This is a genomic window from Microcystis ichthyoblabe FBCC-A1114 (assembly GCF_050500245.1).
In the GTDB taxonomy this organism is placed as follows: Bacteria; Cyanobacteriota; Cyanobacteriia; order Cyanobacteriales; family Microcystaceae; genus Microcystis; species Microcystis ichthyoblabe_A.
The window spans coordinates 221,643-241,296 of the sequence record NZ_CP191408.1 but is presented as its reverse complement, the minus strand read 5'-3'; the positions used below and the strand labels follow the sequence as shown (position 1 = coordinate 241,296).

The 19,654-nt window shown below is 43.4% G+C and carries 14 protein-coding genes and 1 pseudogene; 5 read left to right on the top strand and 10 right to left on the bottom strand.

Translation table 11 applies throughout. The annotated features are described in order from the left end of the window. Positions 1-302 precede the first annotated feature (302 nt). Positions 303-2,318, bottom strand: a complete 2,016-nt coding sequence (locus ACQY1Y_RS01100; RefSeq protein ID WP_123230230.1) for a ribonuclease catalytic domain-containing protein — start codon at positions 2,316-2,318, stop codon at positions 303-305. Between the two features lie 291 nt (positions 2,319-2,609). Between ACQY1Y_RS01100 and ACQY1Y_RS01095 the strand changes: the two are divergent. Next, a pseudogene (locus ACQY1Y_RS01095) lies at positions 2,610-2,885 on the top strand (helix-turn-helix domain-containing protein); the annotation flags it as partial. Positions 2,886-3,019: 134 nt separating this feature from the next. On the opposite strand, the gene ACQY1Y_RS01090 reads toward ACQY1Y_RS01095, so the two are convergent. The 3 genes from ACQY1Y_RS01090 to speA all read right to left on the bottom strand — a co-directional run bounded on the left by ACQY1Y_RS01090 (position 3,020) and on the right by speA (position 8,195). Beyond that, positions 3,020-3,430 (bottom strand): hypothetical protein, encoded by a 411-nt coding sequence (locus ACQY1Y_RS01090; protein WP_262382225.1) that lies wholly within the window; start codon positions 3,428-3,430, stop codon positions 3,020-3,022. A 175-nt stretch (positions 3,431-3,605) separates the two neighbouring features. Beyond that, complete coding sequence (locus tag ACQY1Y_RS01085; protein WP_430013801.1) at positions 3,606-5,546, bottom strand: S8 family serine peptidase; 1,941 nt, start codon at positions 5,544-5,546, stop codon at positions 3,606-3,608. Positions 5,547-6,155: 609 nt separating this feature from the next. Beyond that, complete coding sequence (gene speA, locus ACQY1Y_RS01080) at positions 6,156-8,195, bottom strand: biosynthetic arginine decarboxylase (RefSeq protein WP_123230232.1); 2,040 nt, start codon at positions 8,193-8,195, stop codon at positions 6,156-6,158. 140 nt (positions 8,196-8,335) lie between these two features. Between speA and ACQY1Y_RS01075 the strand changes: the two genes are divergently transcribed. Beyond that, positions 8,336-8,869 carry a DUF4330 domain-containing protein gene (locus ACQY1Y_RS01075; RefSeq protein ID WP_287231899.1) on the top strand — a complete coding sequence of 178 codons (534 nt, stop codon included), beginning with the start codon at positions 8,336-8,338 and terminating at the stop codon, positions 8,867-8,869. A 142-nt stretch (positions 8,870-9,011) separates the two neighbouring features. Further along, the gene (gene recR / locus ACQY1Y_RS01070; RefSeq protein WP_043999193.1) at positions 9,012-9,602 is read left to right on the top strand and encodes a recombination mediator RecR; all 591 of its coding nucleotides are present in this window, start codon (positions 9,012-9,014) and stop codon (positions 9,600-9,602) included. A 244-nt stretch (positions 9,603-9,846) separates the two neighbouring features. Here the strand turns inward: recR and ctpB are convergent, their stop codons facing one another. The 3 genes from ctpB to ACQY1Y_RS01055 form a co-directional block, all read right to left on the bottom strand. After that, complete coding sequence (gene ctpB / locus ACQY1Y_RS01065) at positions 9,847-11,172, bottom strand: carboxyl-terminal processing protease CtpB (protein WP_430014717.1); 1,326 nt, start codon at positions 11,170-11,172, stop codon at positions 9,847-9,849. 142 nt (positions 11,173-11,314) lie between these two features. Further along, positions 11,315-11,734, bottom strand: a complete 420-nt coding sequence (locus ACQY1Y_RS01060) for an NUDIX hydrolase (protein ID WP_430013800.1) — start codon at positions 11,732-11,734, stop codon at positions 11,315-11,317. Between the two features lie 113 nt (positions 11,735-11,847). Next, entirely contained in the window at positions 11,848-12,546 is a 699-nt protein-coding gene (locus ACQY1Y_RS01055; RefSeq protein ID WP_430013799.1) for an OB-fold nucleic acid binding domain protein, read from the bottom strand. An 89-nt stretch (positions 12,547-12,635) separates the two neighbouring features. Here ACQY1Y_RS01055 and folD point away from each other — a divergent pair, with 89 nt between their 5' ends. Both folD and ACQY1Y_RS01045 read left to right on the top strand, forming a co-directional pair. Then, positions 12,636-13,493, top strand: a complete 858-nt coding sequence (gene folD, locus ACQY1Y_RS01050) for a bifunctional methylenetetrahydrofolate dehydrogenase/methenyltetrahydrofolate cyclohydrolase FolD (protein ID WP_002735754.1) — start codon at positions 12,636-12,638, stop codon at positions 13,491-13,493. Positions 13,494-13,704: 211 nt separating this feature from the next. Continuing rightward, complete coding sequence (locus tag ACQY1Y_RS01045; protein WP_430013798.1) at positions 13,705-14,715, top strand: hypothetical protein; 1,011 nt, start codon at positions 13,705-13,707, stop codon at positions 14,713-14,715. 357 nt (positions 14,716-15,072) lie between these two features. Here ACQY1Y_RS01045 and ppsA read toward each other — a convergent pair whose 3' ends face one another. The 3 genes from ppsA to ACQY1Y_RS01030 form a co-directional block, all read right to left on the bottom strand. After that, entirely contained in the window at positions 15,073-17,514 is a 2,442-nt protein-coding gene (gene ppsA / locus ACQY1Y_RS01040) for a phosphoenolpyruvate synthase (RefSeq protein WP_002751914.1), read from the bottom strand. A 233-nt stretch (positions 17,515-17,747) separates the two neighbouring features. Continuing rightward, positions 17,748-18,398, bottom strand: coding sequence for an RloB family protein (locus ACQY1Y_RS01035; RefSeq protein ID WP_287636286.1), 651 nt, complete (start codon positions 18,396-18,398; stop codon positions 17,748-17,750). Next, complete coding sequence (locus ACQY1Y_RS01030; RefSeq protein ID WP_002737351.1) at positions 18,391-19,647, bottom strand: AAA family ATPase; 1,257 nt, start codon at positions 19,645-19,647, stop codon at positions 18,391-18,393. The genes ACQY1Y_RS01035 and ACQY1Y_RS01030 overlap by 8 nt, the downstream gene beginning before the upstream one ends. Positions 19,648-19,654: the final 7 nt, after the last annotated feature.

The following is a 19,654-nucleotide window of genomic DNA, read 5'->3' as shown; positions in this document are numbered from 1 at the left end:
CAAGGGTTTCAGAATCTGGATTCGGTCGGGGATTTCCGAAAGTTCCAGAAGAGCGATTATTCTCCCTTTTGCCTCTTGCATGAGTGCCTCTCCTGATATGTGGCCTATACTCAACGGATTTAGTATAATAAATTGTTCGGTATTTAAAGTCTGCCAAGAGGTTCCGCACCCGAAATAGACGGATCAGATGACGAACCCGCTAACTCAAGGAGAGGGTAGAGGGGAGTGGAGCATTTGGCTGAAATTTCCCTAAACCCCTAAACCCCTATCTCCCGACTCCTGAATTCTGTCTCCGCGAGAGATTAACTTGCTTGGGAGGAGACAAAACCCGATAACTCGCGAAAACGGATCTCATCGCGGTGGGGATCAGAGCGACTAACTTGTACTTGAAAGCGATCGCCTAAAGATACCGATCGCTCAAAACGATGGGGTAATTCTAACCCCAATTCCTCCAATAAAATCAAGCCTAAATTTTCCTCTTCCCGCAGCCAGCGCAATACCAAAGCTTGCCAGACTTGATCTCCCTGTCGTCGCAAAAATTCCAAACTCCAATAACGATTAGTTTGTCGTTCCACCGAGGTGGCTTCCAGGGCCGAACTAGCGACACTATAGAGAATTTCCTGCATTCTATCCCGGGTAAAAGGCAGTTTATCGCCCCGGAGATGGGCTTTTAGTTGAAAATGGGTCAAAAGGTCAGTATAACGGCGAATTGGCGAAGTTACTTGGGAATAGGTATTCAATCCCAGACTAGCATGACGGTTAGGAATCGTCGTCATCTCACTGCGCGGCATACAGCGACGCAAGGCACAGGAACGCACTGGGCCCGCAGGTAGTAAAATTAACTCCTCATCGGGGGGTAATTCCGGTTGTGGTTGTCCGCGGAAAGGCACGGGGATCTCGTGTTCCTGACAGTAGCGACCGGCGATTTCTCCGGCTAAAATCATCATTTCCGCCACTAATTGCCGAGATGGGGAAACTTCCTGCAATTCTATGATAATTTCGTCGTTAGCCTTCACCTTAATAGATGATTCTGGCATTTGGATGTTAATCGATCCCTGAGATTTGCGCCATGCGTGGCGTTGTTTGGCCCAACGGTTGAGAATCTTCACTTCCGGTTCATGCTGCAGATCCAGATGTAACATTTCGTCCACATCTTCGTAGGTGAGGCGATAGGTGGGTTTAATTGTACTGGGATGGATACGATAATCGGCGATCGCCCCCGTTTCATCGAGGATTACCCCAAAACTCAATGCGGGACAAAGTTTACCCTGTACCAAACTCATTGGACCGGCGGCCAACTCTAGGGGAAACATGGGAACCATTCCCGTGGGAAGATAGAGACTGGTACTGCGACGACGCGCTTCTAGGTCTAATTCATCATCGGGAAGCACTAAACGGCTAGGATCGGCAATATGAATCCAGAGACGATGACCACCATCCGCGAGCATTTCCACCGATAATCCGTCATCGATTTCCTCGGTACTTTCATCGTCGATGGTATAAATTTTTTGGTGGGTTAAATCGAGACGATTGTTGACATCCGCATCCGCAGGGGGATTGAGTAAATTAAGACGCGTCACATCAAGTACCTTTTTCGAGAATTGAACAGGGTAGGAACTGCGTCGCAGGAAAAGGTTTTCGTGACTACTCCACCATTTCAAATCGACTAACAATTCAAAAGCAGCCTCGGGGGTTTGGGAACGGCCTAGCAGCGAGAGTATGTCCGTGGCTGCCGGATATTTTTGTTCGGGTTGGAGGATAAATTTTTCTAGAGACTCCAGACGAATTCGATCGCTTTCTGACCATTCTACCGTTTCACCGGCCAGGGTCTGTTGGAGACGTTGGAGAAATTGGCCTTTTTCCCGTTGACGCTGTTGTTCTACCTCTAGCTGGTGTTTGATTTCCTCTACCTGATTTTCCGAGCGGGCCTCGTAACCATCCCCTTTATTTTTAAAATAAACTTTATCATCACTCAAGAGACAATGGGCTGCATAGCAAGACTGGGGACTGCGATCGGAAAAGAGAATCTCGGCCATGGTTTCGGGAGTGACTAACTGATTTTCCCCGGCTAATAATTCCCAGGCCACTTCTAAACCACTGGGATCTAGATAGGGTTGGACTTCCCGCAGAAAATTGCCAATCTCCTTATGGTTGGACGGACCTGCTTTGATAATGTAATCGAAGCGTTGGGGACGCAGTTTATGCGGGTTTCCCCCTTGATCGATGACGATCCAATCTTTTTTACCTTCTGGGCGATCGATCACCCCTAAGCGCCTTTCTCCTTGCACCCGAAATTCTACCAGCGTTCCCTTTTCCACTGCTTCCCCTTACTGCCTATGTATTTTGTCTATTTTCTATCATCCTCGATCGATTACTCGATCGGCAAGAGCAATCATCAATCCCCACCCACTAGATAGGGTTTGTGGCAAAAAGTTTTTCGTGGGGGTAGAGTGTGGGGTTTTACCCATTTTGAGGGGGTCAATTACCTAATTTTCAGGGAAAAAGTCCTGGGATTTTCCCCCTGATCACTCCCATGTCCACCACTTTTGGATTTCAAAAAAGTCTAAAAGTCTTATCAAACAAGGTTTTTAGATTTATTCAGCAAACCCCATTTAGTCAAAGATTCGCCGCTCTCAGGACAACCAGTGTACCCACAAGTTAATCGTCGTCAATTTAAGTGCGATAATTGTCGGAAACCCTTGAGCGAAGAGTTAGATTTTGTCGCCAGTAAACGAACTTATACGAAAAGACTAGCCGAGAATATACTCGAACAATTAAAAGAAGGTGATATTTTAAATGTTAGCCGAAGAAATGACGTAACGGAAGAAGAGATTCCAAGAATGCTAGAGAACATCGCCGAAGAAATTACAGAGCCAGACCTATCGTAATTAAAAAGACTAGGAATTCGCCAATTCAAATACTGGCGAAATGCAGACGTAATCAAGCAAGATAGTAAATTATTTTCTTCTATCTCACTCTCAAGAAATGTTATTTCTTGAGCGTTTTGGGACAATAATTGCTAAAAATAAGCTTTTTCCGTGTTAATTAACTGAATATTGACAATTTGACCGTTAGTCACTTGTACGGTTCCATAGCTGCCGTCCCCTAAAAAATTATTGAGGTACAAATTGTCATCATATTGAGCGAGGAGAGTATATTCCCCTGAGGGCAATTCCACCAAAAAATTACCTTGAGAATCACTACTTATTTGCTTGATTAGGTGAGGATGTTTTTGGGCTTGGGCTACTGGCCAGTTGGTTCCTTGAGCGGGAATTCTACCTGAAAAAATCCAAACAGTTGTTTTAATAGGTTCAGGTTTTGTTCTTAAGGATGTTGTGTCTATAGTGGGCATTTGGTCGCCGCTAAGACGAAGAATAGTGCCAGAAATACCCTGTTTTGATTGAGAAAAATTCGGGTCAGTAAAGCTCATCATTGTAACTAGAATAATGGTCAAACTTAGGAACCAGCGAAAGTTAGGATAAATCATAGTTTTGGCGATTTGGCTGTTATTTTGGCTGAAGAAAAGCCTCCTGCAGAATCCAACAGAGACTTTCTTCAGCATTGGTTAACTAGGAATGCTCTGGGTTGTGAGCATTAATAGCGTTTTAAGCAAGACGGACAGCACTGCTAGTGAGAATACTGCGGACTTGAGCATGGGTTAAGTTGGGATTAGCCCCGAGCATTAAAGCCACTACTCCTGCCACATGGGGAGCCGCCATCGAGGTTCCGCTGGAATTCCCGTATAGGTTGCCTGGTAAGGTCGAATAAACATTCACCCCCGGAGCCATAACGTGCTGCATACTGCTGTTAGTTCCGGCACGATTGGAGAAACTAGCAATTGTCCGGTTGCTATTGACGGCACCGACGGAAAAACCGTATTGGGTAGCGTAGTATGCAGGTGTTCCGGGAGAAGACAAGCTAGAGTTGCCAGCTGCACTAACCGTAATCACATTGCGACTAGCGGCATAGGCAAGGGCATCGCGTAAAGCAGTTGAATCAGACCATCCCAAACTCATATTAATGACGCGAGCGCCATTATCCACTGCATAGCGGATAGCTTGAGCAAGGTTGCCCCCATTAGTAAACCGACCTTGTGAATCTACATCTCCCATACGAATCGCCATAATTCGGGAATTATAGGCAACGCCCGTCATACCAATGCCGTTATTAGCGGCGGCAATTGTCCCAGCGACGTGAGTTCCGTGTCCTTGTCCAGAAGAAGTAGTTCCGGGTAGAACGTTATTGTTATTTTGACCGATACCAAAGTTCCAGCCATAAACGTCATCGGTATAGCCATTTCCGTCGTCATCAATGCCATTACTGGCAATTTCCCCTGTATTGCGCCAAATATTATTGCTCAGGTCTTGGTGGGAAATGTCCACCCCAGAATCAATTACAGCTACTGTAACACCTTGTCCTGTATAACCTCTTGCCCAAGCTTCGGGGGCGTTAACCATATCATTACCCCAGTTATTACCTCCCAAGTTAGGAACATCGGCAAAAGTGGGTTGACTAATTGCTTGAGCAACGGCAGCGGCAGCGTTAACTAAACCGTAACCATAGGTGGAGTTAAATCCAGTTCCACCACTGGTAGCCGAAACAGCGAGATTATAGTTGGTATTAGCACTTTGATAGGGATAGACATGAATGTAGTAGGTACCTGCACTCAACTGACCGGTAATGCTCTCAGAAGTCGTACCACCGTTAGTAGAGGAGGCAATGACAGAACCGCCACTATTTAACAGTTGCACGTCCGCGTCGGCGGTCATTCCAGTTAGACCAAGATTAAAGTTACCCGAATTAGCGAGGGTGAAACGATAGTAATCGTTGGTATCGGTGCTTCCTACCCAATCGGTGTAACTGGTGGTGCTGGAACCGACGGTAATCGCTCTGGCAGTAGCGAGGGTATTGCCGGCTAGGTCAATACTGGTAGCCGAAACAGCGAGATTATAGTTGGTATTAGCACTTTGATAGGGATAGACATGAATGTAGTAGGTACCTGCACTCAACTGACCGGTAATGCTCTCAGAAGCCGTACCACCGTTAGTAGAGGAGGCAATGACAGAACCGCCACTATTTAACAGTTGCACGTCCCCGTCGGCGGTCATTCCGGTGAGACTGAGATTAAAGTTACTAGAATTAGCGAGGGTGAAACGATAGTAATCGTTGGTATCGGTGCTTCCTACCCAATCGGTGTAACTGGTGGTGCTGGAACCGACGGTAATCGCTCTGGCAGTAGCGAGGGTATTGCCGGCTAGGTCAACAGAACTGAAAAGACCCGCAGAACTACTTTGACCTGTTAAAAAATCACCGCCGTTAGGCCAAGAGGAAAGGGATTGGGATGATTGCCAGCGATTTTTCAGTTCTAGCTGGTATTCTTCCAGAGAATTGCTTAAAAAGTCAGAATCCAGTCCCTGGAGACTTTTGCGGACAAAAGGGGTAATCAAGTCGGAGCGTCCCAAACCTGATCCCACGCCAAGGGTTGGTAACTGGAAGATATCATCTAAAACATTGCTGTCTGATAGGTTGAAACTTTGGTCAAGCATCTTTTTTATCCTTGAGTAAAGACTCTTAAGTAGGGAGGCAAAATTATTTGTAGGATGGGTTGGCGGTAGCGTAACATGAGCAGGAGTTGGGTTTCATGCTTCAACCGTTCGGCAAAAGCTCACGGCCGAAGCCCAACCTACGTTCATCTTATACTTAATTCCACCCACCCACTTACTCTATTCCATCATTAGTTGTAACCGAAATTACGCACATTTTTATATATTTTTATATATTCTTATATATTTTTACATCACCTTGATGAAAATCAATAATTGTAGCTATAATCCTTCCTGCCAATGGGTTGTAAGCAATGTATTAGTAATAATTATCAAATTATCAATTGAATGATAAGAAATGCGGAATGTGGGTTGTAACCTATTTCCTGTAGCAAAAGTAGCAGGTAGCAAGTTATTGACACAAATCGCAAAGTATTTGTAACTAAATTTTTACGAAATAGATGTTGATGTCGCTTCCCTCCTGCGGGACGGCAAGAAAGGAGTGAGAAAATACATATAAATGTACTACCAGAGGTAGCATTAGCCCAAAATTCTGCGATCAATGCTTTAAAAAGGGAAAATGAGCTAAATTTCCCCCACAAGTAACCTCTATTAATCCCCACCCACTAGATAGGTATAACGTCGCAAACTGCGTTCATAATCCTGTAGTAGTAATTGGGATTCTTCCACAGTCATGCGATTTTCCTGCAAAGCTTGTTCACAACGAAGACGAATTCTTTCTAACAGGTCTTCCGCAGAATACTGCACATAACTTAATACTTCCGTGATCGTATCTCCTTTGACTAGATACTCGATATCGTACCCCTTGGGACTCATCTGAATATGTACCACGTTAGTATCGCCAAAAAGATTATGTAAATTGCCCATAATCTCTTGATAAGCACCCACCAAAAACATTCCTAGATAATAGGGTTCTGGAGAATGTTTCCCGTTTTTGTACTCCAACGGATGCAATTCTAAAACTGATTTTATGTCCCCGCGCAAATCGATAAACTGGGCAATTTTCCCATCACTATCACAGGTTAAATCGGCGAGAATTCCTCTTTGAGTAGGTTCTCGATCGAGACGATGGATCGGCATAATTGGAAATAGTTGATCGATCGCCCAACTATCGGGAACTGACTGAAAAACCGAGAGATTGGCATAATAAATTGAGGCCATAATTTGCTCTAAGTCTTCCAAGTCATCGGGAACATAATCCTCTTGTCGGGCCACTTGCAGAATTTTGTGACAACAAGCCCAGTACAATTGTTCGGCTCTAGCTCGTTCTTTGAGACTGAGATAACCGAAATTAAACAGACTAATCGCCTCCTCTTTGAACTGTCCCGCATCGTGATAAGCTTCCTGATAATTGCGCTCATCGATACCCGTGTAGGTTTCCCAGAGATTACGGAGGATCAGATGTTCTTTCCCATTGCAGGGATCGGGGGGATTTTGGGGAACCTCACTACTTCCCAAGATATCAAAGACTAACACCGATTGATGAGAAGCGATCGCCCGGCCACTTTCACTGATGAGAATTGGGGGTGAAATCTGGGCATCTTCACAAGCTTCCTTGACCTCAGCCACGATATCATTGGCATAATTCTGCATATTGTAGTTTTTTGAGGCGTAGAAGTTAGTTTTTGAGCCATCGTAATCCACCCCTAAACCACCCCCCACATCGAGATAGGTCATATTTGCCCCTAATTTCGCTAATTCCACATAAATCTGACTAGCTTCGCGAATGGCATCCTTAATGACGCTAATAGCGGAGATTTGCGACCCGATATGATAGTGCAGCAGTTGCAGACAATCTAACATCCCCGCTTGTTCTAATTCCGTCACCACCGTTAAGATTTCCGGGACGGTTAAACCAAATTTTGCCCGGTCTCCCGTGGAACATCCCCAACGGCCCACCCCTTTTGTCCCCAGTTTCGCACGCACTCCCAAATGTGGGGCAATTCCTAACTGACGACTGACGCGCAGGGTTAAATATAATTCCTCCAATTGTTCGATGACAATCAAAGGCCGATGACCGAGACGAGTGGTCAATAGGGCAGTTTCCAGGTATTCTTTGTCCTTATAGCCGTTACAAATTAGCAAGGGTTGTGTTTTGTCATTTTTGCCGTTTAAGGCAGGTTCTAGGGTAGCTAAAGCAATCATTAGCTCAGGTTTTGAACCAGCCTCCAACCCAAATTGATAGGGTTTGCCAAAACGTACTAAAGACTCGACGATGTGACGGTGTTGATTGCACTTGATCGGATAGACACCGCGATAGACATTGGCATAATTATAACGGGCGATCGCTCGGTTAAAACAGGCGTTCAGGCGCTCGATCCGATCCTCAAGGATGTCACTAAACCGAATTAACAGGGGTAAACCGATATTTCGCCGCTTAATCGCCGAAACTAACTCGTATAAGTCCAAAGAACCGCCCCTTTCTCCCTGGGGCGAAACGGTAATATTTCCTGCGGCATTGATCGAGAAATAGGGTTCTCCCCAGCCTTGGATGCGATAGAGATTTTCGCTATCTTCGATCGACCAATGTTTAACGGGGGCAACTTTTTCGAGGTTGTTACCGTCAGAAGGGGTCAGATCGAGTGGAGATAATTGCTTTTCTTGTTTCTTAAGTTGAGTTTTACCCGCCATTGTCTATCGATCGCTCCGTGTGAGACTCCGATCTTCTATCTTAAGTCAGACTTCCTGTCTGCGACCAAGATTCCGATCGTGATAGAATTTACTATCTAGGCTCGATCTCTAGGAATAGTCATCTATATAAATTCAAGGCTATGCAGTTATTAGACTCAAAAGGACGTTTATTCGGTAAATTTAGCTTGCTTGATATCGGAGCGGCCTTAGTAATTTTATTGACAATTATCGGTATTTTTGTTGTACCGGGGACAAGTGGTAAAAGTACGATCGCTCAAGTTACCAAAGAACCCATAGAAGTGGATGTTATTGTCCGGGGTTTAAGTGTTCTCAATCCCAATGCTTTGATCAATCAATTCAATACCGAGAAGAAAACTAATATTGTTATTCGTAATCAACCGGCCGGTCAAGTGGATATAAAAAATGTTAAACCTTTATCGAGAAATGTCTTAGTTCCGCAGCCGGATGGTAGTGTGAAAGTCCTACCGGATCCCCGCACGGAAAACTATTCTCAAGATATGATTATGACTCTCAGTGGTCAAGCGGAATTTACCGACACTGGTGCGGTTGTTGGCGGTCAAAAGGTGAAAATTGGCACTTTAATCGAGTTGGAAGGAGATAATTATAATTTCAACACCAGTGTTATCGATGTCCGTTTACCAAAAAGGTCTTAGTTAGTAAACAGTGAGCAGTAAACAGTGAAAAGACAGTAGGAAACTTCCATGTAACACTGCTCACTTGAAAACTCAAATCTGATAACTGATAACTTACCCACTGATAACTGATAACTGATAACTGATAAGAGGATTAACTGCTATTTATACACCGCCTTTAGCTCGTTTGATCGAGCAGTTACAAAAATTACCCGGAGTCGGACCAAAAAGCGCTCAACGTCTGGCCCTGTATATTCTCAAACGACCAGAACAAGATGCGATCGAATTGGCCCAGGCGATCGTGGCGGCTAAAAAACAAGTAGGATTATGTCAGGTTTGTTTTCATCTTTCGGCCGAACCGATTTGTGAAATTTGCCGCAATCCTAACCGAGAAACGGGGACTATCTGTGTGGTAGCTGACTCCAGAGATGTGATTGCTTTGGAGAAAACTAGGGAATATTCGGGCAAATATCACGTTTTAGGGGGTGTTATCTCACCTATGGATGGGATTGGACCGGATCAATTAAATATACAGTCTTTAGTCACCAGAGTCAGCCAGAAAAAAATTCAGGAAGTTATCTTAGCTATCAGTCCCAGTGTCGAGGGGGAAACCACGACTTTGTATATCGGGGGTTTACTGAAACCCTTCACTAAAGTTACCCGTATCGCTTTCGGGTTGCCCATGGGCGGCGATCTGGAATACGCTGATGAAGTAACTTTAGCGAGAGCTTTAGAAGGTCGTCGGGAATTATAGAGCAGGGTGTGAGGTTTTGATCAGGTTACTTTTTGGCGAATAATCGAGCATTTGTAGCCAGCGATACAGTTTTATAATGCGTATTATGCTTAGTTGCAGAATTTGTAGCTGCAGAAATCTTTGGGGGGGGAATCACCAGCAACTGCACGGGAGCGAGAGAGAGCGCTGTTAAAGACTTTAAAGGCTGTTCTAGAATCGCCATTTCGCCGAAACAGTAGCCGTTTCCCCAGATTTTCTAGGACGATTATTCGGCCCGACTACTCAAAGGGTTATTGAGATTGCCAGTGCCTGGACGTTTAACACTATGGGATTGTAGGAGTGAGATCGCCTGTTGATACTGGGGATCATCCTTCGTTCCCAGCAAAGAAGGATCATCCCGGAAGCGCAGCTGTTGTTCTTGGGTTAACTCGATCTGCACATCGGGTTTAATGCCTTTTTTGTAGATATTTTCGCCGTTGGGGGGATAATAACGGGCAATTGTCACCGCTAATCCAGAACCATCGGAAAGGGTGTGTACCGATTGGACGGTACTCTTGCCATAAGTCGATGTACCTACTAAAGTCGCCCGGCCATTTTCTTTTAGCGCTCCGGCGAGGATTTCGCTGGCACTCGCTGAACCTTTATTAACCAAGACTACTAGGGGTAAATCGGTAATAGCGGTGTTATTGGCGATAAATTGGCGATCTCCGCCCCGTCGATCGATGGTGCTAACGATTTTGCCCTGTTTCATCCACATACGAGCGATATCGACACTAGCAAATAGTAACCCGCCGGGGTTGCCCCGCAGATCGAGAACATAGCCGGATACCTGTTGTTGACTTAATTCCTCGATCGCCTCTTTCATTTGTTCGGCTGCGTGGGAACTAAATTCATCCAGTTTAATATAACCAACTTTCACCCCACCTTCCTGTTTCAGGGTATAGCTAACGGAGGGGATTTCGATATCTACCCGGGTCAAAGTCACTTCAAATACCCCTTTATCGGGACGGGCAAGCTGTAAACTAACGCTAGTACCCACTTCTCCCTGTAGTGCCTCCATTGCCTGTTCTAGGGTCATTAAAGCGGTGGGTTTGCCATTAATTCTGATCAGGCGATCGCCGCTTTTCACTCCCGCTTCCTTGGCGGGGGATTTTTTCACCGTATCGACAACAACCAGATCGTTACTGCGTTTATCGAGAGCTAAACGTACCCCAATTCCCGATAATTCTCCGGAAGTTTGACTGGTGAGGACAGAAAATTCCCTAGGAGTTAAAAAACGGGTATAAGTATCATCCAATTCCTTTAAAGCTTCGCGAATTGCTGTGTAAGCTTGTTGGGGATTAGTATAATTTCTGCTTAACAATTCTTGACGTTTTTTTTGCCAGTCAATTTGATGAAAACCACGATCTACAAATTCATTATTAACAATTTGCCAAACCTGGTCGATGACTGCTTTCGGGTTATCTTCTAAGGGTTTTTCCCCTTTGGCTGCGGGGGTGAGGACCATCAGGGAACTAACTGCTAGGGTAGCGATCGCACCTCCAGATAGGAGTTTCTGCACGGAAACGAACGAGGGACGCGACTGGTTCATAAAGACAAAGCCAAAATAAGATTGACGTTTCAATAAAGCCATTCAAAAAGCGGGAGCATTTTGCCTTCGAGGGAGGTGAGGAGCAGTGTTAACTACGACTTTCGTATAGATAAGGGAGTTCCTTGTCTGGCTCTAGTATCCACTATAATTCTAGTTCTATAAAATCGAGCAATATCTGGCGATGAATTTTTCCTAAAGGACGAGTCTGATTAATCTTCTGGGAATAGTATTCCCCTTGACGGAGGGCAGCCGGAGGTAATAATGCTAAATCTTGCCCTTCCGTTTGCACTAATTTTTCTAATGCCACGGTCAGGGGTACATGATAAAGATAACGAGAGAGATTATCGTCGTTATAAGAGCGAAAATAGCGTAAACTAGGGGCTTCGTAGTTAATTTCTTCTTGTAACTCTCGTTTTAACCCTATTTCTGGACTTTCACCCGCTTCCAAGTGACCACCAAATAAACCCCACACCCCCGGATAGAGAATCGTCGGGATGTCGTCGCGCAACTGCATTAAAAAGCGACCGTCCTGTTCTAAAATCGCCAAAGCAACAAATATCATCAGTTATCAGTTATCAGTTATCGGGAGACAGGAGACAGGAGACAGGAGACGGGAGACTATTTTATTTATTCTCCCCACACCCCACACCCCACACCCCACACCCCACACCCTAGCTATTTCTCGTTTTGTTTATGGGGTAAAAAGAAAGCATCGAGGGGATCTGGGATGGGTTTAAGCACTGCGGGGGGTTTGGGGGGAATCGCTTCCGCGACGGGTTGCGCGGGGGGATTGGGTTTAACGGGGGTAACGACGGGAGTTTCTGGGGGTTTTGTTTCAGCTGCGCTGGGAATTGTCACCTGTCGGGGATTTTCCAGGGGTTTAGTTGAAACTGGGGGAGAATTGTTTTCTGGGGGTTTAACTTCTGAGGTGGGGGAAGGTTTAATTTCTGGGGACGGGGAAGGAGTAGGAAGAGAATTAACCGCTACTGCATCCATCTGTTCTAATTCCACCACATACAATTCGTTAACGCTTTGGGAACCCTGGGGAATAGCCTCAAAGTCAATTTTGCCCTTAATGACGATTTCTTCGCCTTGACGGGGTAATTTATTGCTATTGGTGCGAATCCAAATCTTACCAGACCCATCCTGCAAAAGATAGGCTCCTCCCGCTAAAAAAGGGGCATAATTGCTGACAGTTCCCCTAAGATAAACTAAAGCGCCTTTTGGTTTTTCCTGTAATTGCTCGATCGCTGTTAGGGGAGGATCACCGATGTAGGGAACGGCAATACCGAGGTCAGCAAGGGTACTACAACCGAATAACCCTAGCAATAATAATAAACTGCCGATGCGCCCTAGACGAGTCTGGATAGACATTCTTGCTTTAACCTTAACGAGTGCGATTAGCCAATCTTTTTGACCATAGAATGGATCCGAAAGATTTTTGTTCTCGGTATTATCATAGAATGTCCGTAACTACTTGCCAAATTCTCGACGGGAAAGCCTTAGCTCAAAAAATCCAGCTTGGTCTAGGAGAGCGCATCCAGACGCTAAAATCTCCAATGGGAAGACCTCCGGGGTTAGCGGTGTTGATGGTGGGGGATAATCCTGCTAGTGCCGTTTATGTACGCAATAAGGAGAAAGCTTGTACTAAAATCGGTATGGCCTCTTTTGGTCGTCATTTTCCTACCGATACAAGTGAACTAGAAATTTTAGCGGAAATTGTCCGTCTCAATCAAGATGAGCGGGTGGACGGGATTTTAATTCAATTACCCTTACCCAAGCATTTAGATGCGGTTTCCCTTCTCTACCAAATTGACCCAAAAAAAGATGCTGATGGTTTACATCCTCTCAATTTAGGCGGTTTAGTGCGGGGTGAGGACTGTATCCGCAGTTGTACTCCTGCGGGGGTCATGGCACTGCTGAAAGAATATAATATTCCCATAGCTGGTAAGCACGCGGTGGTGCTGGGTCGCAGCATTCTAGTGGGGAAACCTTTAGCTTTAATGTTATTGGAGGAAAACGCTACGGTAACTATTGCTCACTCGCGCACGGAAAATCTGGCAGAAATAACCAGAAGTGCTGATATTTTAGTACCTGCGGTCGGTAAAGCGAATTTAATCACCCCGGATATGGTAAAACCTGGTGCGGTAGTGGTGGATGTGGGTATTAATCGCGTCGCTGACCGTTTGGTGGGGGATGTGGACTATGCTGGAGTTTTAGAAGTAGCTAGTTATCTTACTCCTGTACCGGGTGGTGTCGGTCCGATGACAGTGGCAATGTTATTAAAAAATACGTTGTTAAGTTACGAACGCAAGTTATAAATCCTCAGCTACCAGCTATCAGCTATTCAGTGATTCGGCTCTCTTGGATTCGGTAGGTAAAATCTATTCTAAAATACAGTCCTGCTGGTGAGTGCATGGAACGAACCACAAAGACACAAAGGACACAAAGATTGATCACTTCTATATAAGTTAAACTTATCACACAAAGAACAAGAGAGCCGTAATTCTATAGACTAGGAGATTTTTGGTCATGATCTTTATTATCCCGATTATTCTTGGTGCGGCTGCCTTAGTTACTGCTGGTGTGGGTGTTAGTGCTGGTGCTGATGGTGTCTCTAAGCTACAAAAGGCGGAAAAAATTGGCAAAAGTGCCGAACAAAGATACAAAAAAGCCAATAAATCCCTAGAAAAAAAGTTTCAAGCTACCCAAAAATTCGCAGAAGAATACGGTCAACTGCAAATTAATGTCAAAATCAACACCATCGGCAGATTTATTAAGTTTATTAGCAGAATTGATCAAAGAATAGGTCAAAGACTTGGTCAAAATTCTTCCCCATCCCATCAACGCTTCTTAGAAGGGTTTGAGGGATTTTCTGCCGAACAATTCAAGGAATTTAAAGCAGAAGTGTTAGACGCGCAAAGTTTGGCTGTGGGGGGTTTAAAAGTAGTGGGAGTCGCTTCGGCAGCCAGTCAGGGAACCCTAGGATTAATTGGTCTTTTCGGTACTGCTAGTACAGGAACAGCAATTAGTGGACTTAGTGGGGTAGCTGCTTGGAATGCTACCTTAGCATGGTTAGGAGGTGGTTCTTTAGCTGCTGGTGGTGGTGGTATGGCCCTGGGAACAGTGGTTTTAGGAGGTATTACCGTCGGACCTGCTTTAATGATTGGTGGTTTTGTCTTAGGAGGAGAAGGGAAAAAGGCCCTAACTAAAGCTATCGAATACGCCAAGGAAGTGGATAATAAAATAGCTCAGTTAGATAAAAGTAAGGGTTTTTTAGGACAAGTTCAGCGCAGAATTAAGGAGTTACAATACCTGGTTAATAGTCTGAATAGTAGAGCTATTAAGGGTTTAAATGAACTGGAGTCACGAGCTAATTTTAATCTCCATCTAGAGGAAGATGTGGCCAAGTTTCGGGAGGTACTACTTTTAATTAAAGCTTCATCGGAAATCATGAAACTACCCATCCTAGACAAAAAGGGAAAATTAACCAAAGCAACGGAAAATCTCCAAGAAAAGTACCGCCATCTCTTAAAAAACTAATAATTATTCTTGAAAATCTATGAATGTTATCAACTGGTGGATCGATATTTATCCTCTGGTGATAATCAAAAACCTGCCTTAATTTTAGAAGAAATTACTATCTTATTTTGCTCTATTTCTTTGATAATTTTAGTCAATTATTAACGGTAAAAGCCGCGTTAAAGGATGCTAATCACTGTTGGAAATTTTAATTAATTACCCCTCAATATCTAATACTAAATCTGGTTAGTAAAAACTGATTATTTATTCTCCCTTTTGCCTGAGTGCCTGTCCTGATATGTAGCCTATACTCGACGGATTTAGTATTACTTATATCAAGACAAAAAAAGGTGGGACTTGCCCACCTTTGTCACTAAACTATTGTCCTTGCTCCACTGCTGCCACCATCAATAAAGTCTTGAGGACAGAATCAGGATTAAGACTGATGGAATCGATGCCTAATTCCACTAAAAATTGAGCGAATTCGGGGTAATCACTGGGGGCTTGACCACAGATACCGATTTTGCGATTATGGGCTTTAGCGGTTTCAATGGCCATTTTCACCATGCGTTTAACTCCCTCATTCCGTTCATCAAAAAGATGGGCAACTAGGGCAGAATCCCGATCTAATCCTAAGGTTAATTGGGTCAAATCATTAGAACCGATCGAAAATCCGTCAAACACCTGAGCAAATTGGTCGGCAAGAATTACATTACTTGGTAACTCACACATCACATAAACTTGCAAACCATCAACCCCGCGTTCGAGACCATTTTTCGCCATTTCTTCAAGGACTCTCATCCCTTCTTCGGGGGTACGACAGAAAGGAATCATCGGAATCACATTAGTTAATCCCATTTCTTCCCGGACCATTTTCAGCGCCCGACATTCCAAAGCGAAAGCCTCGCGATAATTAGGATCAGTATAACGGGAAGCGCCGCGCCAACCGATCATCGGGTTTTCTTCCTTGGGTTCAAAGGGTTTGCCACCCAATAAATTAGCGTATTCATTGGATTTAAAATCGGACATCCGCACAATTACATCTTTGGGGTAGAATGCGGCTGCAATCATGGCAATTCCCCGGGCCAATTTATCGACGAAAAATTGGGGTTTATCCTCGTAGTGCTTGGTTAATTCGGCGATTTGGTCTTTTACGTCTCCTTCTTCCAATTCGTGGAATTTCAGCAAGGCGCTGGGGTGGGCCTGAATGTGGTTAGCGATAATAAACTCTAGACGCGCTAAACCGACCCCTTGGGCAGGAATATCGGCAAAAGCGAAGGCTTTTTCGGGATTACCGATATTCATGAGGATTTTTGTCCGAGTTTGGGGCAAATTGTCCAGGGGAGTTTCAAGAATTTCAAAGGGTAGCAATCCGAGGTAAACTTTCCCTTCATCCCCTTCCGCACAGCAAACGGTGACTTCCTGACCGGTTTTAATCGTTTCCGTGGCATTATTGCAACCCACGATCGCCGGAATACCCATTTCTCGTGCGATAATAGCGGCATGGCAAGTACGACCACCTTGATTAGTAACGATCGCGCTTGCTTGTTTCATAATCGGTTCCCAGTCGGGATCCGTGCGATTGGTGACGAGAACTTCTCCCGGTTTAAAGTTGTTGATTTTATCTACACTGAGGATGACTCTGGCTTTTCCTTGACCGATTGCCGCACCTACACTCCGTCCCACCGCTAAAACTTGACTTCTTTCTTTAATTTCGTAGGATTTAAGGATATTAGCGGCTTTTTGCGATTGTACGGTTTCTGGACGCGCCTGAACGATAAAGAGTTCTCCCGTGATCCCATCTTTTGCCCATTCGATGTCCATGGGGGTGTAGGTTCCGCGCACTTGCGAGTAATGTTCCTCGATTTGGGTCGTCCAACGGGCTAAAGTGAGGATTTCTTGGTCACTAATGCAGAATTGATCCTGTTCTAGCTTGTTAACTCGGATATTCTTGGTTAGACGCGATCCTCCATCATCGTAGATCATCTTGATGGCTTTACTGCCGAGGCGTTTGTCGAGGATGGGTTTGTAACCGTTTTTAAGAGTGGGTTTAAAAACCAGATATTCGTCGGGGTTAACGGCTCCTTGCACGACATTTTCCCCTAAACCGTAGGCTGCGGTGATTAAAGTGGCATTTTTGAACCCTGTTTCCGTATCGATGGAAAACATCACCCCGGAGGTGGCTAGATCTGAACGCACCATTTTTTGGACACCGACGGAAAGGGCGACGGCAAAGTGATCGAAACCGTTATGATGACGGTAGGAAATAGCGCGATCGGTGAATAAAGAGGCAAAACATTTATGGCAAGCTTCTAAAACTCCCCTCACCCCTTGCACGTTGAGATAGGTTTCCTGTTGTCCGGCAAAACTCGCTTCTGGTAAGTCTTCGGCAGTGGCACTCGATCGAACGGCCACATCGATGGAATGATAGAGATCATCGCCATAACGTTCACAGAGTCGGCGATAGGCAATAGCGATCGCATGACTTAAATCATCGGGGAACGGTGTATTGAGGATTAATGTGCGTGCTTGTTTACCTTTTTCTTGCAGGTTCTGCACATCGTTTTCGTCTAAATCTTGGAAAATTTGTCTTAATTGTGCGTCTAGTCCGGCTTTTTCGACAAAGTGACGGTAAGCGTAAGCGGTGGTGGCGAATCCTGTGGGGACATTAATCCCTTTCGGGGTTAATTGTTGGATCATTTCGCCTAAGGAGGAGTTTTTGCCACCGACTAATCCCACATCTTTGCTGTCTACTTCTTCAAACCACAGAATTAATGCTTGTTCTCTAGAGGTTCTCGCAACATCTTGTAGTAGCATCATAAGTATTTTTACCTCTGTACTTTATACTTTCAGTTTAGCGACATACCATCTTCAAAAACCCTTGAGTTTGATATTTATTTACAAAACTCTACAATAGCCAACTCAGCCACGCTCACCCTATCTCTAAAGGGTTTAATTGTCTAGGTACTTGACATAAAAATTAACAAACTAATCAGGAGTCTCAACAGTAACTTTCCTGAATGATAGCCTTAGTTATCTCAAAATAGTTAAGTTTAAGATCGACTATTTTTATTGAGTTCCCTCACTAATTCATGTACGGTAGTGGAAGGATGGGGATCAAAAGGATGTTGTTTTAATTCATCTCGCCGTTTAATAAGTTTTTCGGCGTTGATAATCGCTGTAGGCTGATAAGGCTTTAATTTTTCATAGATATTCTCTCGGTTTTTTTCATATTTTTCTTTCTCGCAAACTAATCCAAGTTTTCTCATTTGATTAGTTAAAATACTCCCGTATCTATCTCTAGGTGTAGCAGTATCAAGATATTGAAAGTGCAAAATATACCAAATTTCAAAGGCTTCATTAGAATAGGCAATCTTGATATTTTCTTTTTGGGCAAGTCCCTCAGCTTGATTAAATTGCTCTTTGGTATAATTATCTTTATCAAAAACACACCAAACTTGATCGTAAGATGCTGATTTTTCATTGTTTTTAATATTAATTGCTTTCTTGACTAAACTCAAGGTATTTTGACCTTCTCCCTTAACTTTTATTTTAATGTTATTAGATTTTAAATCTTCCCTCAAACAAGTAAAGTAATAGTATTCAGTCTTTTCTCCTTCACAAACAATCAAAAATATTTCCCTTGGCTGTCTCCTGTTAGCTTGACGTTTTAAATAACTATAATTACCATCTTTTTTAGCCATAATAATCACCTATAACTTTGCTTAAATCACCAATAAAAGGTATGGCACCATAGCGACCTTGAATATAATCTTGTTCAAAGGAAGCATTATTATCAATGTCAAATTCGACCAGAGAATATAAATCCGTTGCTTCTTGGCGATTTTTTTCGGTAAACCAGATTTGATCTCTTCTAAACAGTTGATTACTAAGTAAATTAACATCATGAGTAGCAAAAATAAGTTGAGCATTTTTAGGGTTTGTTTGTTGAGAGTTAAATAATCCAATAATTGCTATTGCCATTAAGGGATGCAGTAGGGAATCCAGTTCATCAATTATTAATACCTCACTTGCTTTTAAAACCGATAAAATAGGTGCTAATAAAGCAAATAATTTTTGAGTGCCACGCGACTCATGTTTATTCAGTTGAAAGCTTTCTAACCCGATTACCTTTCCCTCTAAATCATACTTTTCATGATAGGTTTCAATGGAGTTGTAAACTGTATCTGGAATATCCTTATGAAAATTATCTAGGGGTTTCCGTCCCACTTCTATACTCATATCCTTGATACTCAAATCTAATTTTTTAATTAAGAAAACGATTTCATTTTTAAGATTTTGCTCTCTAGAAAGATAGTCAATAGATAGCTGTCTTAAATTTTCAAGTTGCGAACCCGATATAATCTTTAACCTACTAAACCAGAGTAAAATCTTACCTGCTAACGGATCATTAAACTGAGCAGCAATCGATAGAAATAAGGTATTTTTTTTAGTTAAATCTTTGACATCTTTGCCCTTCATCAGACTTTTACTATATTTAATTTTATCTTTTTCACGACTAAATATATTAGTTTTACGAGTTTTGGGCGTGCAAGATAACCCCTCAGAAATTACTCGCTCTTGAGTGACTTCAAAGCTATATTCATAGGTCTTATTATCTAGATAAAAAACTATCTTAAAAAAAGAAGGTTTATCTTCGGTTTCAGAACTTAATCGAAATTTTTCTAAATCTATCTTATCTGTAATTTGTAATTTCGAGGAATTAATGACAAAACTTTGCATAAAATATAAGGCCAGAATCAAATTACTCTTACCACTAGCATTTGCTCCATAAATAGCAGCACTTTTTAGTAAACTAAAATTCTGATTAACCTTAAAAACATTATTTTTATCAAGCTCATCATTATCTGCTGCTTCATCTGCAGCCACCATACTGAGAGTAACTACATCCTTAAAAGACCGATAATTACCGACACTAAATTCGATGAGCATTACATAC

Excerpts from the sequence above, each read along its gene's own strand:
- ACQY1Y_RS01055 (WP_430013799.1), bottom strand. The coding sequence starts at position 12,546 with ATGTCTATCCAGACTCGTCTAGGGCGCATCGGCAGTTTATTATTATTG.
- ACQY1Y_RS01075 (WP_287231899.1), top strand. The coding sequence starts at position 8,336 with ATGCAGTTATTAGACTCAAAAGGACGTTTATTCGGTAAATTTAGCTTG.
- ppsA (WP_002751914.1), bottom strand. The coding sequence starts at position 17,514 with ATGATGCTACTACAAGATGTTGCGAGAACCTCTAGAGAACAAGCATTA.
- ACQY1Y_RS01090 (WP_262382225.1), bottom strand. The coding sequence starts at position 3,430 with ATGAGCTTTACTGACCCGAATTTTTCTCAATCAAAACAGGGTATTTCT.
- ACQY1Y_RS01045 (WP_430013798.1), top strand. The coding sequence starts at position 13,705 with ATGATCTTTATTATCCCGATTATTCTTGGTGCGGCTGCCTTAGTTACT.
- ACQY1Y_RS01085 (WP_430013801.1), bottom strand. The coding sequence starts at position 5,546 with ATGCTTGACCAAAGTTTCAACCTATCAGACAGCAATGTTTTAGATGAT.
- folD (WP_002735754.1), top strand. The coding sequence starts at position 12,636 with ATGTCCGTAACTACTTGCCAAATTCTCGACGGGAAAGCCTTAGCTCAA.
- ACQY1Y_RS01035 (WP_287636286.1), bottom strand. The coding sequence starts at position 18,398 with ATGGCTAAAAAAGATGGTAATTATAGTTATTTAAAACGTCAAGCTAAC.
- speA (WP_123230232.1), bottom strand. The coding sequence starts at position 8,195 with ATGGCGGGTAAAACTCAACTTAAGAAACAAGAAAAGCAATTATCTCCA.
- ACQY1Y_RS01060 (WP_430013800.1), bottom strand. The coding sequence starts at position 11,734 with ATGATATTTGTTGCTTTGGCGATTTTAGAACAGGACGGTCGCTTTTTA.
- ctpB (WP_430014717.1), bottom strand. The coding sequence starts at position 11,172 with ATGAACCAGTCGCGTCCCTCGTTCGTTTCCGTGCAGAAACTCCTATCT.
- ACQY1Y_RS01030 (WP_002737351.1), bottom strand. The coding sequence starts at position 19,647 with ATGCTCATCGAATTTAGTGTCGGTAATTATCGGTCTTTTAAGGATGTA.